This is a genomic window from Pseudomonas sp. UME65, assembly GCF_014170225.1.
GTDB lineage: Bacteria > Pseudomonadota > Gammaproteobacteria > Pseudomonadales > Pseudomonadaceae > Aquipseudomonas > Aquipseudomonas protegens.
Genome location: NZ_LZZQ01000005.1, coordinates 245,210 through 262,966 on the forward strand (window position 1 = coordinate 245,210; position 17,757 = coordinate 262,966).

15 protein-coding genes are annotated in these 17,757 nt (G+C 62.8%); 11 read left to right on the top strand and 4 right to left on the bottom strand.

The window, feature by feature from the left end; genetic code table 11:
• Window positions 1–138: 138 nt before the first annotated feature.
• Entirely contained in the window at window positions 139–1,173 is a 1,035-nt protein-coding gene (gene sohB / locus A9971_RS04695) for a protease SohB (protein WP_053159294.1), read from the bottom strand.
• Between the two features lie 203 nt (window positions 1,174–1,376).
• Between sohB and A9971_RS04700 the strand changes: the two genes are divergently transcribed.
• The 3 genes from A9971_RS04700 to A9971_RS04710 all read left to right on the top strand — a co-directional run bounded on the left by A9971_RS04700 (window position 1,377) and on the right by A9971_RS04710 (window position 4,433).
• The gene (locus A9971_RS04700; RefSeq protein WP_019094330.1) at window positions 1,377–2,087 is read left to right on the top strand and encodes a histidine phosphatase family protein; all 711 of its coding nucleotides are present in this window, start codon (window positions 1,377–1,379) and stop codon (window positions 2,085–2,087) included.
• Between the two features lie 51 nt (window positions 2,088–2,138).
• A complete protein-coding gene (locus A9971_RS04705; RefSeq protein WP_011061945.1) occupies window positions 2,139–2,453 on the top strand; it encodes an SCP2 sterol-binding domain-containing protein in 315 nt (104 codons plus the stop codon).
• 261 nt (window positions 2,454–2,714) lie between these two features.
• Window positions 2,715–4,433: a hydrogenase maturation protein gene (locus A9971_RS04710; protein WP_161467268.1), complete on the top strand. Its 1,719-nt coding sequence runs from the start codon at window positions 2,715–2,717 to the stop codon at window positions 4,431–4,433.
• Window positions 4,434–4,481: 48 nt separating this feature from the next.
• Here A9971_RS04710 and A9971_RS04715 read toward each other — a convergent pair whose 3' ends face one another.
• A complete protein-coding gene (locus tag A9971_RS04715; protein ID WP_183001486.1) occupies window positions 4,482–7,115 on the bottom strand; it encodes an MGH1-like glycoside hydrolase domain-containing protein in 2,634 nt (877 codons plus the stop codon).
• 200 nt (window positions 7,116–7,315) lie between these two features.
• Here A9971_RS04715 and A9971_RS04720 point away from each other — a divergent pair, with 200 nt between their 5' ends.
• Window positions 7,316–7,591: a hypothetical protein gene (locus A9971_RS04720; protein WP_183001487.1), complete on the top strand. Its 276-nt coding sequence runs from the start codon at window positions 7,316–7,318 to the stop codon at window positions 7,589–7,591.
• A gap of 349 nt (window positions 7,592–7,940) precedes the next feature.
• On the top strand, window positions 7,941–8,210 hold the full coding sequence (locus A9971_RS04725; RefSeq protein WP_183001488.1) for a hypothetical protein: 270 nt from the start codon (window positions 7,941–7,943) through the stop codon (window positions 8,208–8,210).
• Between the two features lie 82 nt (window positions 8,211–8,292).
• On the opposite strand, the gene A9971_RS04730 is transcribed toward A9971_RS04725, so the two are convergent.
• Window positions 8,293–8,661 carry a hypothetical protein gene (locus A9971_RS04730; RefSeq protein WP_159892919.1) on the bottom strand — a complete coding sequence of 123 codons (369 nt, stop codon included), beginning with the start codon at window positions 8,659–8,661 and terminating at the stop codon, window positions 8,293–8,295.
• Between the two features lie 242 nt (window positions 8,662–8,903).
• Window positions 8,904–12,065: a DEAD/DEAH box helicase gene (locus A9971_RS04735; protein WP_220803150.1), complete on the bottom strand. Its 3,162-nt coding sequence runs from the start codon at window positions 12,063–12,065 to the stop codon at window positions 8,904–8,906.
• Window positions 12,066–12,280: 215 nt separating this feature from the next.
• Here A9971_RS04735 and A9971_RS04740 point away from each other — a divergent pair, with 215 nt between their 5' ends.
• The 6 genes from A9971_RS04740 (at window position 12,281) to A9971_RS04765 (ending at window position 17,753) form a co-directional block, all read left to right on the top strand.
• Window positions 12,281–13,051 (top strand): FadR/GntR family transcriptional regulator, encoded by a 771-nt coding sequence (locus tag A9971_RS04740; RefSeq protein WP_015636093.1) that lies wholly within the window; start codon window positions 12,281–12,283, stop codon window positions 13,049–13,051.
• Between the two features lie 102 nt (window positions 13,052–13,153).
• Complete coding sequence (locus tag A9971_RS04745) at window positions 13,154–14,356, top strand: ABC transporter substrate-binding protein (RefSeq protein WP_015636094.1); 1,203 nt, start codon at window positions 13,154–13,156, stop codon at window positions 14,354–14,356.
• A gap of 70 nt (window positions 14,357–14,426) precedes the next feature.
• Window positions 14,427–15,287, top strand: a complete 861-nt coding sequence (locus tag A9971_RS04750) for a branched-chain amino acid ABC transporter permease (protein WP_011061951.1) — start codon at window positions 14,427–14,429, stop codon at window positions 15,285–15,287.
• A 2-nt stretch (window positions 15,288–15,289) separates the two neighbouring features.
• Window positions 15,290–16,300 carry a branched-chain amino acid ABC transporter permease gene (locus A9971_RS04755; RefSeq protein ID WP_041118906.1) on the top strand — a complete coding sequence of 337 codons (1,011 nt, stop codon included), beginning with the start codon at window positions 15,290–15,292 and terminating at the stop codon, window positions 16,298–16,300.
• Complete coding sequence (locus A9971_RS04760; protein ID WP_183001489.1) at window positions 16,297–17,058, top strand: ABC transporter ATP-binding protein; 762 nt, start codon at window positions 16,297–16,299, stop codon at window positions 17,056–17,058. The genes A9971_RS04755 and A9971_RS04760 overlap by 4 nt, the downstream gene beginning before the upstream one ends.
• Window positions 17,058–17,753: an ABC transporter ATP-binding protein gene (locus A9971_RS04765; RefSeq protein ID WP_053152508.1), complete on the top strand. Its 696-nt coding sequence runs from the start codon at window positions 17,058–17,060 to the stop codon at window positions 17,751–17,753. The genes A9971_RS04760 and A9971_RS04765 overlap by 1 nt, the downstream gene beginning before the upstream one ends.
• Window positions 17,754–17,757: the final 4 nt, after the last annotated feature.

Sequence of the window (17,757 nt, forward strand, 5' to 3'; positions counted from 1 at the left end):
GCTTTTTTGTGCCGCCTACCACTTCCACCGTAGGAGCCGGCTTGCCGGCGAAGAGGCCCTCGGACCTTGTGCAAAGCTTGCAACCGCCTTCGCTGGCAAGCCAGCTCCTACAAAGCCAGCGCCTACAAGGCCGGGGGGTTACCAGAAGCGCTGCTGGGTCAGACGGCTCCACCAGGTCAGCAACACGCGATCGATGGAACCACTGGCCGCCAAGCCTACGCGCTCCTGCAGGCTCTTACGCTCGGCATAGTGCAGGTGGAAAACCTCGGCATTCTTGGCCTTGTCGGCCAGGTACTCATCGCTGGTCTGCAGCTCGTCCACCAGCAGTTTTTCCTGCGCCGCCACGCCCAGCCAGACTTCACCAGTGGCCACTTCATCAATGGCCAATTGCGGGCGATAGCGGGACACAAAGTTCTTGAACAGTTGATGGGTCACGTCCAGGTCTTCCTGGAACTTCTCCCGGCCCTTCTCGGTGTTTTCACCAAATACCGTCAGGGTGCGCTTGTACTCACCGGCGGTGAGCACTTCAAAATCGATGTCGTGCTTCTTCAGCAGGCGGTTGACGTTGGGCAACTGGGCCACCACGCCAATGGAACCGAGGATGGCGAACGGCGCGCTGATAATCTTTTCACCGATGCAGGCCATCATGTAGCCGCCGCTGGCCGCTACCTTGTCGATGCACACCGTCAGCGGCACGCCAGCCTGGCGGATACGCGCCAGCTGCGACGAAGCCAGCCCGTAGCTGTGGACCATGCCGCCACCGCTCTCCAGGCGCAGCACCACTTCATCCTTGGGCGTTGCCAGGCTCAGCAGGGCAGTGATTTCATGGCGCAGCCCTTCGGTGGCCGAAGCCTTGATGTCGCCATTGAAGTCCAGCACGAAGACCCGGGGCTTGGCCTCGGCCGGCTGTTTCTTGTGCTTCTTCTGGCTCTTTTCGCTCTTGCTCTTGGCCTTGCGCAGGGCCTTGAGCTGATCCTTGTCCAGCAGGCTCTGCTCCAGGCGCTCGCGCAGTTCCTTGTAGAAATCATTCAGCTTGCTGACCTGCAACTGCCCCACACCCTTGCGCCGCCCCTTGCTGCGCAGCGCAGCGGCGGTGATCAGCACCACCAGGATGGCGACCACCAGGGTCACGGTCTTGGCCAGGAAACTGGCATATTCGGCGATAAACTCCACAGGGACTCCTCAAACATGGACCGCTGCCAACGAGCGGCGTAATGGGCTAAAGCATACCGGCGCGACTGGTCGGCCACCAGTCGGGAAACCTTGTGTAACCAAGCTCCAACAATCATTTCAAACAAGCGTATGTTTTTTCATTGACAGCTCACCGGCATCCTCATAACCTCGCAAAACTTTCAACGTACCGGGATGACGCGGACGTGGGCAGCATCTACTTGATTCGACATGGCCAGGCCTCCTTCGGTGCAGACGACTACGACGTGCTGTCGGCCACTGGCGTGCGCCAGGCGGCGGTGCTCGGCGAACACCTGGCAGCGCTGGGCATCGGCTTCGATCGCTGCCTGTCCGGCGATCTGCGGCGCCAGCAGCACACCGCCCAGGCCGCTCTGGAACAGATGAGCGCCGCAGGCTTTGACAGCCCGGCCCTGGAAATAGATTCCGCCTTCAACGAATTCGATGCCGACGCCATCATCCGCGCCCTGCTGCCCGACCTGCTGCCCCAGGAACCCGAAGCCCTGAACATCCTGCGCAACGCCGCGCAGAACCGCGGTGAGTTCCAGCGCATCTTCGCCCTGATCATCCAGCGCTGGCTGGCCGGCACCTACGACCCGCCGGGCCTGGAAAGCTGGCTGGGTTTTGTCGAACGCGTCCAGGGCGGCCTGCAACGGATTCTCGAAGCAGCCAACAACCAGCAGAAGATCGCCGTGTTCACCTCCGGCGGCACCATAACCGCCCTGCTCCACCTGATTACCCGGATGCCCGCCCAGCAGGCTTTCGAACTCAATTGGCAAATCGTCAACACCTCGCTCAACCAGCTGAAGTTCCGCGGTCGCGAGGTGTCCCTGGCTTCCTTCAACGGTCATGCCCATCTGCAACTGTTGAAGGCCCCGGAGCTCATCACCTTCCGTTGAGCCCGGCTTACTGTGACCCTTGCTGTAACCACCCCATAAAAGGATCGAACCATGACCTCCGTAGCTGACGCCGTACAAGCCATGCAAGCCAAGTTCAACCCAGCTGCCGCTGCCGGCCTGGACCTGGTTTTCGGTTTCCGCATCGATGACTCCAAGCACTTCTCGCTGGTCGTCAAGGACAGCACCTGCGAACTCAAGGAAGGCGAGAACCCGGACGCCCAGGTCACCCTGGTGATGGACGGCGAGACCCTGGACGGCATCGTCAGCGGCGAGACCGACGGCATGCAAGCCTTCATGGGCGGCAAGCTGCGCGCCGAAGGCGACATGATGCTGGCCATGAAACTGAGCGAGCTGTTCCCAGCCTAAGACCGCGCAAGGTCCGGCTGTACCCGAATCCCGCCCCTGTGGCGGGATTCGTCGTTTCTGGCTGCCGCAACCGCTCTGGCCCGTGCCTTTGCCCTGAATCAATACCGCTGGGCGGCTGGCATTTCAGGCGAGACGCTTGATTGATCTCGGTCAGTTCCCACCCCGCAACGCCCCTCTACTCTTGCGCCTTCCATCGCGGTCAGGGACGGCTCAGCCGGAGCCACCTGCCATACCGCCATCACTCACGGAAGAGTCTGCATTATGCGATCACTGAAGATCATCCTGCTGTCTACCGCCTTCAACGGCCTGACCCAACGCGCCTGGCTCGACCTGCGCCAGGCCGGCCACCGCCCCAGCGTGGTGCTGTTCACCAGCGAAGAAGAGGTCTGCCGGCAGATCGAAGAGGCCGAGGCCGACCTGGTGATCTGCCCGTTCCTCAAGGACCGGGTCCCCCAGCAACTGTGGAGCCATCCCAAGCGCCCGGTGGTGATCATCCACCCGGGTATCGTCGGCGACCGTGGGGCCAGCGCCCTGGACTGGGCCATCAGCAAGGAACTCAAGCGCTGGGGCGTCACCGCGTTGCAGGCGGTGGAAGAAATGGACGCCGGGCCGATCTGGTCGACCCACGAATTCAACCTGCCCGCCGGGCTGCGCAAGTCCGAGCTGTACAACGGCCTGGTGAGCGACGCGGCGATTCACTGTATCCGCGACGTGGTGGAGAAATTCCGCAACGGCTACACCCCCCAGCCCCTGGACTACGACAAACCCTCGGTCCTCGGGCGCCTGCAACCGAACATGAAGCAATCCGACCGCACCTTCAGCTGGCACGACAGCGCGCAATTCATCAAGCGCAGCATCGACGCCGCCGACGGCCAGCCCGGCGTCCTGGCCAGCCTCGCCGGCGGTCAGTACTACGTCTACGACGCCCACCTGGATTCACGTACCGGCATGCCCGGGCAACTGCTGGCGGTGCACGACGATGCAGTGCTGGTGGCCTGCGGCGATCACAGCCTGTGGATCGGCTACCTGCGCCTCAAGCCCCAGCCCGGCGAGGAAACCTTCAAACGCCCCGCCCGCCACGTACTCGGCGAACGCCTGGCCGACGTGCCGGTGCTGGACTGGTCAGTGTCCAGCAGCCCGTTCAGCACCGAAGCCTACCAACCGATCCGCTACCGCGAGTCCGGCAGGGTCGGCGAGTTGACCTTCGAGTTCTACAACGGCGCCATGAGCACTGAGCAATGCCAGCGCCTGGTCAGCGCCCTGCGCTGGGCCAAGGCCCGGGACACCCAGGTGCTGCTGGTGCGTGGCGGCCGCGGCGCCTTCAGCAACGGCGTGCACCTCAACGTGATCCAGGCCGCCGAAGTACCGGGCCTGGAAGCCTGGGCCAATATCCAGGCCATCGACGACGTCTGCCTGGAACTGCTCACCGCCCGCCAACTGGTGGTCAGCGGCCTGACCGGCAATGCCGGCGCCGGCGGCCTGATGCTGGCCCTGGCCGCGGACGTGGTCCTGGCCCGCGCCGACACCGTGTACAACCCCCACTACAAGAGCATGGGCCTGTACGGCTCCGAGTACTGGACCTACAGCCTGCCCCGCGCCGTCGGCCAGGCCATGGCCAAGCAGTTGACCGAAGCCTGCCTGCCCATCAGCGCGCTCCAGGCCCTGCAGATGGGCATGGTGCAGGAGATCGGCCCGCGCTGCCCGGACGAGTTCGGCCTGTGGCTGCTGCAACGGGCCAACGGCGTTCTCAACGACCCGCGCTACCAGCACCTGCGCCAGCGCAAGCTGGATGCCGACCCGCAACTGATGCAGCACTGCCGCAACGCCGAGCTGGAAGATATGCACATGGACATGGTGCAGAACCGCAAGGGCTTCGCCGAGAAGTGCAGCAACTTCGTCTACAAGCGCAAGACCTGCTGCACCCCGGAGCGGCTGATCGAAGCCTGGGCCAAACCCCAGGACATCGCCCTGGTGGGCTGACCCAAAGCCTCCCCCCTGAACCGTCGCCCGGCTCGCCGGGTGACAACTTCAGCGCTGTGGCTGCAACAGCAACGCCACCAGCGCCGTCCAGCCGGTCTGGTGGCTAGCCCCCAGGCCGCGCCCGGTTTCGCCATGGAAGTATTCATGGAACAGCACCAGCTCGCGGTCCTCGGCCTCCACCTGCAACTGCGGGTAGCCGCTCATGGACGGCCTGCACCCATCCTCGTCCAGCAGAAACAGTCGCGTCAGGCGCTGGCTCAAGCCGTCGGCCACTTCCTCCAGGGACGCCAGATACCCGGAGCCCCGCGGGTACTCCACCGAGAAGTTGACGTCGTAATAGCGGTGAAACTCGCGCAGCGATTCGATCAGCATGTAGTTGATCGGCATCCACAGCGGCCCGCGCCAGTTGGAGTTGCCGCCGTACAACCGTGAATCGGACTCCGCCGGCTCATAGCGGGCGCACAACTGCTTGCCGTCCACCTGCATGGCGAACGGCTGCTCGAAGGCCTTGGACAGGGAGCGGATACCGAAGTCCGAGAGGAACTCGCTTTCATCGAGCATGCGCTTGAGCAGGTCCTTGGTGCGTTCACCCCGCAACAGCGCCAAGAGCATGCGGTTGCCCTTGCCCGGCTCGTACCAGCGCGACACCAGGCTCGCGAGGTCCGGACGATGATGCAAAAAACCCAGCAGACGTTGAGCCAGTCCCGGCAGGTTCTGGTGCTCGTGCTGCTCCAGCACCTGCACCGCGAACAGCGGCATCAGGCCGACAATGGAGCGCAGGCGCAGGGGTTCGTTGTCGCCGTCGGGCCGGTGCAGCACGTCGTAGAAGAACTGGTCCTGTTCGTCCCACAGCCCCTCGGCGCTTTCATCCACGCGGTTGATGGCCCCGGCGATATACAGGAAGTGCTCGAAGAACTTCACCGCAATGTCCACGTACACCCCATTGCGCTTGGCCAGTTCCAGGGCGATGCGCATCAGGTCCAGGGCATAGGCCGCGACCCAGGCCGTGCCATCGGCCTGATCCAGGGCAAAACCTTCGGGCAAGGCGGCGGAGCGGTCGAACAGGGCGATATTGTCCAGGCCGAGGAAGCCGCCCTGGAACAGGTTGCGGCCTTCTGCGTCCTTGCGGTTGACCCACCAGGAAAAATTCAGCAGCAGCTTGTGGAAGATGCGTTCGAGAAAATCCAGGTCACCGACGCCAGTCAGGGACTTTTCCTGCTGGTAGACCCGCCAGCAGGCCCAGGCGTGCACCGGCGGATTGGCGTCGTCAAAACGCCACTCGTACGCGGGCAACTGGCCGTTGGGATGCATGAAGCGATCCTTCACCAGCAGCAATAACTGCTGCTTGGCAAAGCCGGGATCGATCAGGGCAAAGGCTACCGCCTGGAAACCCAAGTCCCAGGAGGCATACCAGGGGTACTCCCAGGTGTCGGGCATGGAGACGATGTCGCAGTTGGACAGATGGCGCCAATGGGTGTTGCGCAGATGCTCGCGTTCACTAGGGGGCACCGGCTGGCCGGGATCACCATCAAGCCACTGGTTGACGTCGAAGTAGTACAGCTGCTTGGACCACAGCAACCCCGCCAGGGCCTGGCGCTGGACATTGCGCGCGTCGCTACTGGCGATACCTTGCTGCAACGCCCCGTAGAACTCATCGGCCTCGCGCCGGCGCTGCTCGAACAGGCGGCGGGCGCTGACCGGTTCGCTACCGGCCGGGGCAAAGCGCAGGAACAGGCGCTTGCTCTCGCCGCCCGCCAGATCCAGGACGAAGTGCGCCGCCACCCGGGTGCCGCCATCGAAACTCACCGCACTGGCCTGTCCATCCACCAGGTAATCGTTGAAACCATCCTTGAACGGCCCGGGTGACGCCAGCCCGTCCAGCTTGGGGAAATTGCTGTCGTTGTTGCAGAACAGCCACTGGCAGGGCTCGGCCCCCCAGGCGGTGATCTGCCGGTCGGGCAGTTGCCCATGCCGCGCCAGCACCTTGTCGCCCTCCAGGCGCAGGCTCGGCCGCGGTGCGTCGCCGCCCCAGCTCCAGGTGTTGCGCGCCCAGACCTGGGGCAGCACCCGCAGCCGCGCCGGCTGGTGGAAACGGTTGTGCACGGTGATGAGCATGAAAATGTCATCGGCCGTGTGCTTGGCATATTCCACCGTCACATCGAAGTAGCGGTTGTCCTCGAAGACCCCGGTGTCGAGGATCTCGTACTCGGCATCAGACAGACCACGCCGGGCGTTTTCCGCCACCAGATCGGCATAGGGAAAGGCCGCCTGGGGGTACTTGTAGAGCATGCGCATATAGGCATGGCTGGGCACGCCATCGAGGTAGAAATACAGCTCCTTGACGTCCTCGCCATGGTTGCCCTCGGCGTTGTTCAGGCCGAACAGGCGCTCCTTGAGAATGCTGTCGTGTTCATTCCACAGCGCCAGCCCCAGGCACCAGTGCTGGGCCTTGTCGGAAAACCCGGCCAGCCCGTCCTCGCCCCAGCGGTAGGCGCGGCTGCGGGCATGTTCGTGGGGAAAGTAGCTCCAGGCATCGCCATCGGCGCTGTAATCCTCGCGCACCGTGCCCCACTGCCGTTCACTCAGGTACGGCCCCCACTGGCGCCAGAGCTCGGCGTCGCTGCCTTGCAAGCGCCGGCCCTCAACCGTATCGAGAATGCTGGTGGTGGATTTTGCCGGCATGGGGGAGTGTCCTTGACCATGGAGGTGACTTGCAGTGTAGGAGCAGCCCGTCTCGCTGCCCCGTGACAAATGTTTCACGGTACGAAGGCCCGAGGTGCCTAAAAACCCACGAGGCATCCGGGCCAGAGCCATTACGGCTAAATTTTTCACCCCTGGCTCGTTATAATCGGCAACCCTTTTATGGCAATGCGGATTCAATGATGTTCAGTTGCAAAGCGTTTTTCCCGGGCGCACTGCTCGCGGCAGCCTTCTCGACCCTGGCTGAAGGCCTTGACCTGAGCTACCCGCAGCCCCCGTTACCGGCCACCCCCATCCAGACCCCGGCGCCCCAGAGCGACATGCCCACCTTCAAACTGCAATTCAAGCCAGGCATCAGCTACGAGCACCATTGCAGCGGCCAATGCACCTACGAAACCAATATCGACCAGCTGCACGACCGCGAAGCCCGCCATAGTGCACGCGTCGGCTTCGACTGAGCCCCGCCATTGAACCTGTGGCGCGCTTGATCCACACTCCCGCTCCTGAGTCCTACAGCAAACTCAGAAAGTCCTGTCGTGCCAGTGCCTTGTTCCGTTTTGGGGTAAATGCCTATAGTCCTGGGTCGTCCTGATGACGAACGGGTTTGGCGACCCGATGACCGTGTGCGAGAGCCCTGTGCTTGCTTGCAGGGCTTTTCGCATCCGTAACGCTGCCTATATGGCGGCTGTACGCGGGAGACCTTCGGGTCTGCCGGCTCCCCGGTCCCGGTTCGCCAACCTGCGTACAGCTGCCACCTTTCGTTTGGCGACGATCCAGTGGCGCTCTTAACCGACCGAGGCGTTACTTATGAACAGATACATGCCGATCACCGGCCACGACTGCACCATCCCTTCCCTGCTGATCGATACCCAGGCCCCTGCCGACGTGCTGTACGAAGCGGCCGCCTATCGCATCCGCGCCGTCACTCAACTGCTGGAAAACTTCGCCGCCCGCCCCGACATCCCCGGCGATGCCGTGGTGCTGCAAGAGTTGGCATTGGTTTGCGCCATTCCGCTGCGCGATGGCTGTGACGTGCTGGATGTACTGGGCCGCCAGCTGCAAGCGCAGCCACGCTGAACCGGTAGGAGCCGGCTTGCCGGCGAAGAGGCCCATGAGCCTTGTGCAAAGCTTGAGGCCGCCTTCGCGGGCAAGCCCGTTCCTACAACGATCGGTTGGAGTAGTACCGATAGAGGTCTTCGTCCGGCCAAACCTCTTCGTAAGCACTGATAAGTCCCGCCAAGGCATGACTGCGAGGATTGATGGAGGGCTGGTAAAGCGCCAAGGCGAAGCACTTGACTTCCTCCCATTGCAGCTCCCGCATGCAGAACTCCACAACCTCCAAGGGCGTAACGCGAGAAGACAGCATGATCTTGAATTTCTCTACAAACAGATCCCGGGCCTGCGGATAAGACTTCACCAGGTTCAGGATATCCAGCAAACGCGACTCGAAGCGCGTGTCGCCCGTCTCGTCATAGGACAAAGCGGCCAGTGCACAGAGCTGGTCGAAGGTATCACTGATGCTAGTCATTGCTGTTCTGCCCCATCCCTGAATCCGCTTGAATACCTGTCACGATGAAGCGCACAACTTGAGATGAAACGCCGCGCCGGCTTGCTAGCGAAAAAGGTCCGCGAACCTTGTACAGAAAAGCCGTCTTCGCTGACAAGCCAGTACTTGCATAAGTAAGCGCTGAGCGAGGATGTTTACTGCCTCGCCCTTGGCAACAGCACACAGGTACTGATTATTCTCGCGACATCAGCTGACATGACCTGTCAGGACGGAGCCGCAGCCATGGCCTCACTCGCTGGGTGTTGCACTTGCGCCCGGGATAACAGGTCCCGGGCCACTTCGAAATACTGTCGATCCCCCCACAGGTTCTGGTCCCCCAGGATGTAAAGGTGTTTTTTCGCCCGGGTGACGGCGACGTTCAGCAAGTTCGGAGTGGAGCAAGCCCAATCAATCGCCCCCATGCGCGTGGAATCACACCCCAGCACAAAGAAAACGATATCGGCCTCCTTGCCTTGAAAGGTGTGGACCGTGCCAATGCAACTGCTGACCCACCCCGCCAGATTGGCGGGAGGCGGCACCTCGGCGCCCAGAACTCGCCTCCAGGCCGCAGCATTGCCCAACAGACTGACCAGCCCCGCCTTGACCTCGCGGAACGGGGTGATGACAAACACCGGCGGCAGCAGCGCCCCACCGTCCCTCAGAGCCGCCTGGTAAAGCTTTGCCAGCTCGCGCAGCAATCGTTGCCCTTGGGCTTCGATGTACTTCGTACCGTCCGCCGACTCCCCCGACACACTCCACCAGGCACTGGCACCCAATAACGGATGGGCAACGATGCCGGAATCCTTGGCATGGCGCATGCGTTGGGCGTAGGCGATGCGGTTGGAAATCTCGAACATCGGGTTGTCACAGCGGCGGTGCATGACCAGCGGAATACCGATGAATTTTTCAGCGTCCAGAGGATGCCGTACACCCTGTCCATAGCCACGGTCGGCGAAGGTCTGCACCGAGTGGCTGTCGATCGCGTAACGCGAGCGCGAATCACCGAGCCAGTGCCGGCCCAAGGTATCGAGCAGACGGGTCGATTGCGTCACCACAGGCTCGATCTGCAAGGGGTCGCCCACCACTACAACGCGCTTGGCGCGCATGATGGCACCAACGGCCGCTTGCGGCGGGGCCTGACCGGCTTCGTCGATGATCAGCCAACCCAGGTCTTCAGCTTCAAGGCCGGCAAACTGCGCACGAATCGAGGCGAAAGTACTCGACACCACCGGGGTCAACATAAACAGCCACTGCCATAAGGCACGCCTGGCGGGCAACAGCGGTGGACGCTCAAGCATGGCGCTCAGTGCGAACACCAGATCAGGGCTCGCGACTTCAAGAAAGAACGCTTCGTGCAAGGTCATCGCGGCAACGAACAAGTCGCTGCGGGCTTCATTGAAAGCAGCCCCCTGCCAGAAGGCGTGCTGCTGATTCGCCTGACTGTCCAAAGGCGCACCGTCCCACAGGTAGACGCCGCATTCCTGGATCAACCCCGGCAGGTCCCGTAGTTCACTCTCGAAAGCGCGCGCAAGCTCCAGATCATCACTAGCAGACACCCATTGCTGATAGAGCGGTTTGCGAAACCACTGGGCCAGCCAGCGCCACCATGCGGGGCCAAGCTTGCGTTCCAGGGTATTTTTTTTGGCCTCCAGACGCTCCAGCAGACGCTGCGTGCCCTCGATCAGTGACGCCAGGTGCTGCGGGCTCAGCCTCGGTGCAGCCGGCCATAACGCCTGGACCGCGGGAAACGCCTGCTGCAAGCGCTCATACAATGCACACAGAACCTGCAGCCGCTGACGCTGTTCATCATGGATTTTACGCGCCTTCAGGTAGCGCTCCTTGGCAACCTTGAAACCGAGCTGTCGATGACGGGTGCTGGACTTGAAATGCCAGTACGTCATGGCGCCGACCTTTTCCCAACTGCCGAGGTCGACCTTGCTCTTGGCAATAAACGTGTCACCCGGTTTATCCGCAGGCGTTGCGGCGCGATTGCCAAAAATGTCGCGTAACCGCCGGCGGTTGCTTTTTCTGCCCAGTGCCGCCGCGACCAAGCCCCAGACTGGCTCTGGGGTTTTCCAGGGTTTGTCGCCCTGACAACCGGCGTAGCGAGTCGCGATCTCCTGAAAATAACTCAGGTGCTGGACGCGCGCGGCGTCGATGCCCTTGAGCTGAGGCAACTCCAGGGACAGATTTTCCACGGCGCCGTTATTGGTAGAGGCCACGAGCATCTCGAAGCCGGTCAGCGTTTCAGATAACAGCGGAATCCGATAACTCTTCTTGCTGAAAACCGCATCGATCACTTGATCACTGAGGCCATCCTTGGCCACCGTCAGTTGTGCCAGCGCATCCGCCCTTCCGACCACCAAATCGGCGATCAAGTCACGCAGCAAGGTGGTTTTTCCGGTGCCTGGTGGGCCGTTGACCGCAAGGATCTCACCCTCGTCCATCGCTCCCATGGTGTTCAGCGCAAACTGCTGCATCAGTGATTGCACGTGCTGGCTTGCAGCAGGCCAGCGCCCGCCAATGCCATTTTCCGGGCGCAACGTGCGGTTTATCGCCTGTTGCCCGGACTCGCTATCCAGGTCCAGCTTCTGCGGGTCGAGTGTCGACAGATACGCCCGCAAAGCACGCGCAGGCCGCTCGCTGCTCAAGAGACGTTTGGCCTGGACAAGGTCATGCACGTAGAAGCTGTTGAGGATCACCAATTCATCAGCAGGCGCCATCGGCTCAGGGCTGTCAGTTGATACTTCGTCAGGCTGAACCGAAACCGCACCGTTGCGAGGCTTGGCGATCGGCCAAATATCCATGTAGGCCAGGTCGGTCTGTGGCAGGGTCCATCCGGCCCATTGCTCCAGGTGCTTGAGCACTTGGGGCAACTGTTTCGCGCCCAGGCGCTTGTCTGCCCATTGCGACTGTTCATCAGCCAGGACGCGTTTGAGTTCACGTACGCTCTCATCGAAAGTCACGGCACACAAGGCACCGATATCGCCGCTGGCCAACCGGCCTAGCGCCCACGGCAAGGCCGAAACACTCAGGCTCTCAAAGTTGGGTTCACCGTTGGGACCCAGGGTCAATTTGGCGTAACAGGTAAGGCCGGTTGCTGCCATCTCGCCATCGCGCACCTTGGCCACTTCACTGATCGAAGGGCTGTCGACATAGTCTTCGATCATTCGCGTGACATGAGTGACATCGAAGGGCAGCAAATAGAGCACGCGACGGTGCCCCAGGTATTTATCCCAGAGCCCACTGGCCAACCAGGTCTCGGTCAGCCGCTCGACACTGCGTGATTTACGCGCGGCGTCCAGGGGCTGATCCAGGTCGTATGCATTGAAGAATTCGACGCTGTGCCAGAAGTCCAGCACCTGCTCGTGATCGGTCATCGTCATGATGAGAAAGAAATCCTTTAGAAATTCCAGCTCGAAAATACAGTGATGGCAAAGCGCTGTCTAACGCAGCCGCCGGCTCCAGTGAACCCGACACAGTTATCTGATTACGCCCCCTCAACACCAAAAACGACACCCCATTCCCTCAGGCGGTTGACGCGCCGCCCTCATCTCTATTTATTACTATTTATCCGCATTAATACGATAAATAGCCGCCCATGCTGAAACGCCCCGTTCGCCGCAAACGCCAGAAGCTTTCCGACGTGATTGTCGAGTCGGTGAAGCGTTCCATCGTCACCGATGCCCTGCGCCCCGGGGATCGCTTGCCCACCGAGAAGGAGTTGATGGAAAGCTTCCAATGCTCCAAGGGCTCGGCCCGGGAGGCGCTCAAGGCGCTGGAGGTGGAGGGGCTGGTCAACACTCGCACCGGGCCAAACGGCGGCGCCTACCTGAACCAGGCCGGCACCGAGCCGGCCAGCCGCGCGCTGCGCAACTACCTGCACTTTCAGCACATGGACGGCGAGCAGGTCTATCAGCTGCGCAAGGTGATCGAGGTGGAGCTGGCGGTGTCGGTGATCGGGCGCTTGAGCGAGGCAGATTTCAAGGCCCTGCAGGACAACATCGACTTCTGCAGCCACCCCGAGGACAGCGAGGCCGGCCAGCGCGAGCAGCGCATCGCCGAGCTGGAGTTCCACAACTTGCTGGGGCGGGCCTGCCCCAACCCGCTGCTGAGTTTCATGGCGCAGTTTCTCAACGATTTGCTGCGCGACCTGGTGGTGCTGAAGAAGGCCTACAAGCCCAAGCGCAAGCAGTTCGACGCCGCCAACCTGGATTACCACAAACGCTTGCTGCTGGCCTTGCGCGCCGAAGATGAAAGCGCAGTGCGCCAGTTGATGCACGAACACATGTGCGACGCCGAGCACCACATGACCGCCCTGGAAGGCGAAGTCACCCAGCACTTCCTGCTGGAGTTCGACCACCACCGATAGCGCCCGCCGTCCACCGCTTTGCCAATAACAAGCCTGAACACAGGCTGCTACGTCGATTCGCCATTGCCACTCCTGCCAATAACTAAACCAGGGAGTTACCCCATGCAGCGTCGTACGTTGTTGAAAGCCGGTCTGGCCGTTAGCGGTGCCCTCAGCCTCGGGCTGGGGGTGCGCAACGCCTTTGCCGCCGAACCCTTTACCTTCTACGGTTTGAAGTCGATGTCCGGCGCCTTTGCCAGCTATGGCAAGTTCGCCGACATGGGCTCGCGCCTGGCGGTGGAGCAGTACCCGACCCTGCTGGGGCGACCGCTGCACTACAAGGTGATCGACACCGAGGGCAACGCCGGCAAGGCGGTGCGCCGGGTGCAGGAGGCGATTGCCCAGGACGGCGCGCGGTTCTTCCAGGGCTGCACCCTGTCGTCTTCGGCGCTGGCGGTGGCCAAGGAGGTGGGCAAGGTCGGCGGGGTGTTCATGACCCCGGTGGGCGCCGATGAGGTCACTGGCAAGGACTGCAATGCCTCGACCTTTCGCTGGTCGGTGCCAACCTACGGCGCCATCCGCGAAACCATGGTGCCGCTGATCAAGTTGCTGCCCGAGGCCAAGCGCTGGTACACCATCACCCCGCAATACGTGTTCGGCGAAGCCTTGCTGGAAGGGGCGAAGCAGGTGTGTGCCGAACATGGCATCGAGCACATCGGCAACAGCTACCACTCCTTGCAGGAGCAGGAATTCTCCGGCTACCTGACCAACGCCATCGCCGCCCGCCCTGATGTGCTGGTGCTGTTGAACTTCGGCAGCCAGTCATCCAACGCCCTGCGCCAGGCGGTGAACTTCGGCATCAAGGAACGCATGAAGGTGCTGCTGGTGTGGTCCGCCGGGCTCGACCAGTTCCAGGAGCTGGGCAGCGACGTCTTGGAAGGCGTCTACCTCGGCGCGCAGTACTGGCATCAGGTGGACACCCCGCTCAATCGCGAACTGGTGAAGCTGACCCAGGCCAAATACGGCATCAACCCCACCTACCCGCTGGCCGCCGACTACATCGGCAGCAAGATCATCCTCGACACCATTGCCGCCACCGGCAGCTTTGACGGCGCTACCGTGGCCAAGGCCATGCAGGGCCTGACCTACCAGGGCCCCACCGGCGAGGAGAGCATCCGCGCCGGCGACCATCAGGTGATCAAGGATTACTACCTGCTGGTGGGCAAGGCCGCCGCCACGATGCGCGACAAGGACGACCTGGCCGAGGTGCTCAGCGCCGGTCGCTCGTTCCCGGATGTCAGCGCCACCGGCTGCGCCCTGGCCTGACGCTCGACACTTCTATCGCTGGCTACAGGCAGCGGGCTCCGTCCAAGGGCTCCCTGCCGAGGGTTCCTGCATGCTTAATTTGTACCTGTTCCAGATCCTCAACGGCCTCGGGCTGGGGATGATCTACTTCCTGATCGCGGTGGGCCTGACGATCATTTTCGGCCTGCTGAACTTCGTCAACTTCGCCCATGGCGCGTTCTTCGTGCTCGGCGCCTACATCTGCTACACCGCCGTCAGCCTGACCGGCAACTTCTGGCTGGCCCTGGTGCTAGCGCCCCTGGTGGTGGCGGCCCTGGCCTGGATCATCGAGCGCCTGTTGATCCAGCGCATCTACCACTTGCCGCACATGTTCCAGATCCTGGTGACCCTGGGCATCGCGCTGATCATCCAGGAAGCCAGCGTGATGATCTGGGGCCCGGTGGGCAAGGCCGTGGCGGTGCCGGAACTGCTGCGCGGGGTGCTGGTGATCGGCGACTTCGTCTACCCCTACTACCGCCTGTTCCTGATCCTGTTCTCGGCCCTGGTGGGGCTGGGCCTGTGGCTGCTGCTGGAGCGCACGCGCTTCGGTGCCCTGGTGCGGGCCGGCAGTGAAAGCACCGAGACCGTGTCGCTGCTGGGCACCAATATCTTTCGCCTGTTTTCCATGACCTTCGCCCTCGGCGTGGCCCTGGCCGGGATCGCCGGGGTGCTGTTCGCGCCCTTGCGCGGCGCCCAGCCCTTTGTCGGCCCGGAGATTCTCGGGGTGGCCTTCGTGGTGGTGGTGATCGGTGGCATGGGCTCGTTCGGCGGCGCCCTGGTGGGCGGCCTGCTGGTGGGGGTGGTGCAAAGCCTGATGACCAGCCTCTGGCCCCAGGGCGCCAGCCTGATGATCTACGGCGCCATGGCGGCAGTCATTCTGGTGCGTCCTTACGGCCTGTTCGGGAGAGCATGATCATGAGCGAGAAAAATCCCCTGCCCTTTGCCAAGACTCAATCGCGCGGCCTGCTGTGGCTGGTGATCGCGGTGCTGATCGGCCTGCCCCTGGTGCTGCCGTCGGCGACCCTGGCCAGCGAGATCCTGATCTTCGCCCTAGCCGCACTGGCCTGTAACCTGCTGCTGGGCTACACCGGGCTGCTGTCGTTCGGCCAGGGCATCTTCTTCGGCGCCGGTGCCTACTGCGCCGCCCTGTTGATGATCCATCTGCAGCTGGGGCTGTTCAGTGCCCTGCTCGGCGCGGCGCTGGTGGGAGCCTTGCTGGCACTGCTGGTGGGCGCCCTGGCGATCCGCCGCACCGGCATCTACTTCGTCATGCTGACCCTGGCCTTCAGCCAGATGGCCTACTTCATCGCCTACACCCTCAGCGACTGGACCGGCGGCGACAACGGCCTGCTCAGCGTGCCGCGCCCGGAGATCCGCATCGGTGACACGGTGCTGCTGTCCCTGGCCGACGCGCGCTATTTCTACGGGTTTGTCGCGGTGCTGTTCCTGCTGATCTTCATCGGTGCCCGGCGGGTGATCGCCTCGCCATTCGGCAGCACCCTGATGGCCATCCGCGAGAACGAAACCCGCGCCGCCGCCATCGGCTACGACACCCGGCATTTCAAGATCCTGGTGTTCATGCTCTCCGGCGCGGTCACCGGGATTGCCGGGGCCCTGTACGCCATGCTCCTGCACTTCGTGCCGCTGTCGAACATCGACCTGGCGATGTCGGAAAACATCCTGATCATGACCATCGTCGGCGGCACCGGCTCGCTGTTCGGCTCCCTGCTCGGCGCCGGCGCCATCGTACTGCTGGGCGAGTTCCTCTCCGAGCTGTGGCCACGCTGGCTGATTCTGCTGGGGGTGATCCTGATCCTGGTGGTGGTGTTCATGCGCGGCGGTTTGTGGGGCGGTTTGTCGAGCCTGGTGGAACGCCTCAAAGGCTCACGCAAGACGGCCTTGCTGGCCGAGGAGAAACGCTCATGAGCAAGCCTGCGCAGTACCTGCTGGAAACCCAGAACCTGGAGCTGGCCTACGGTGCCTTCCACGCGGTCAACGGGGTCAACCTCAAGGTCGAGGCCGGCACCATCCACACCATCATCGGCCCCAACGGCGCCGGCAAGACCAGCCTGTTCCACTGCCTGACCGGCGAACGCCAGGCCACCGCTGGAGCCATCCGTTTCAACGGCAAGAACATCATCAAGAAACCCGCCCACGGCCGGGTCGGCCTGGGCATGGCGCGTTCCTTCCAGCTCACCAGCCTGTTCCAGAACCTCAGCGTGCGGGAGAACCTGCGCCTGGCCGCCCAGGGCCGCGACGGCCTGGGGGCGCTGAACTTCTGGCACCACGTGGATAGCCGCCTCGAGCACCTGGAGGTGGCCGATCAAGTGCTGGAGCGCCTGCAACTCACGGCCCGGGCCCAGACCCTGGCCGGCGAGCTGTCCCACGGCCAGCAACGGGTGCTGGAAGTGGGCATGTCGATCTGTTCGAAACCGCAATTGCTGATGCTCGACGAGCCCACCTCGGGCATGGGCATCGACGATATTCCGATCATGACCCAACTGATCAGCGACCTGGGCCGCGACCACACGGTGCTGCTGATCGAACACAACATGAGCATCGTCATGTCCATCAGCCAACGCATCACCGTGATGAGCCACGGCCAGATCCTGGTCGAGGGCACGCCGGATGTGGTGCGCGCCGATGAGCGTGTGCGTGTCGCCTACCTGGGAGAAGCCGCCTGATGCTGACCGTCGAGAACATCCACTCCTACTACGACAAGAGCCACGTGCTCGAAGGCGTCTCGCTCAAGGTGGAGGCCGGTGAACTGGTGACCCTGCTGGGGCGCAACGGCGCGGGCAAGACCACCACCTTGCGCAGCATTCTGGGGATCATCTGCCCGCGCCAGGGCCAGATCCACTTCAACGGCCAGCAGCTGGTGGGCCAGAAAATCTTCGAGATCGCCCGCCAGGGTCTGGCCCTGGTGCCGGAACACCGGGGCATCTTTCGCCTGCTCAGCGTCGAGGAAAACCTGCGCATCGCCCAGCGCAAGGCCAGCCGCTGGCAGCTGGACGACATCTACCGAATGTTTCCTCGGCTCAAGGAACGCCGCAAGAACGCCGGCCACGCCCTGTCCGGCGGCGAACAGCAGATGCTGGCCATCGCCCGCGCCCTGCTCAATGACCCCAAGCTGCTGATCCTCGACGAACCCACCGAGGGCCTGGCGCCGGTGATCGTCGACGAGCTGGTGAAAATCCTGCGCACCCTCAAGGAAGACGGCCTGCCGGTGCTGCTGGTGGAACAGAACCTGATGGTCTGCGACAAGCTCGCCGACCGTCACTACGTGCTCGAACAGGGCCGCGTGGTCTACCAGGGCAGCGCCGCCGAGTTTCGCGCCGACCCGACCATCAAGAACCGCTACCTGGCCCTGAGCGCCTGACGGG

Bases quoted from the DNA above. Each gene is read 5' to 3' on its own strand.
- A9971_RS04740 (WP_015636093.1), top strand. From the start codon at position 12,281: ATGCTGAAACGCCCCGTTCGCCGCAAACGCCAGAAGCTTTCCGACGTG.
- A9971_RS04735 (WP_220803150.1), bottom strand. From the start codon at position 12,065: ATGACGATGACCGATCACGAGCAGGTGCTGGACTTCTGGCACAGCGTC.
- A9971_RS04745 (WP_015636094.1), top strand. From the start codon at position 13,154: ATGCAGCGTCGTACGTTGTTGAAAGCCGGTCTGGCCGTTAGCGGTGCC.
- A9971_RS04755 (WP_041118906.1), top strand. From the start codon at position 15,290: ATGAGCGAGAAAAATCCCCTGCCCTTTGCCAAGACTCAATCGCGCGGC.
- A9971_RS04710 (WP_161467268.1), top strand. From the start codon at position 2,715: ATGCGATCACTGAAGATCATCCTGCTGTCTACCGCCTTCAACGGCCTG.
- A9971_RS04725 (WP_183001488.1), top strand. From the start codon at position 7,941: ATGAACAGATACATGCCGATCACCGGCCACGACTGCACCATCCCTTCC.
- A9971_RS04715 (WP_183001486.1), bottom strand. From the start codon at position 7,115: ATGCCGGCAAAATCCACCACCAGCATTCTCGATACGGTTGAGGGCCGG.
- A9971_RS04750 (WP_011061951.1), top strand. From the start codon at position 14,427: ATGCTTAATTTGTACCTGTTCCAGATCCTCAACGGCCTCGGGCTGGGG.
- A9971_RS04765 (WP_053152508.1), top strand. From the start codon at position 17,058: ATGCTGACCGTCGAGAACATCCACTCCTACTACGACAAGAGCCACGTG.
- A9971_RS04730 (WP_159892919.1), bottom strand. From the start codon at position 8,661: ATGACTAGCATCAGTGATACCTTCGACCAGCTCTGTGCACTGGCCGCT.
- A9971_RS04705 (WP_011061945.1), top strand. From the start codon at position 2,139: ATGACCTCCGTAGCTGACGCCGTACAAGCCATGCAAGCCAAGTTCAAC.
- A9971_RS04760 (WP_183001489.1), top strand. From the start codon at position 16,297: ATGAGCAAGCCTGCGCAGTACCTGCTGGAAACCCAGAACCTGGAGCTG.
- A9971_RS04720 (WP_183001487.1), top strand. From the start codon at position 7,316: ATGTTCAGTTGCAAAGCGTTTTTCCCGGGCGCACTGCTCGCGGCAGCC.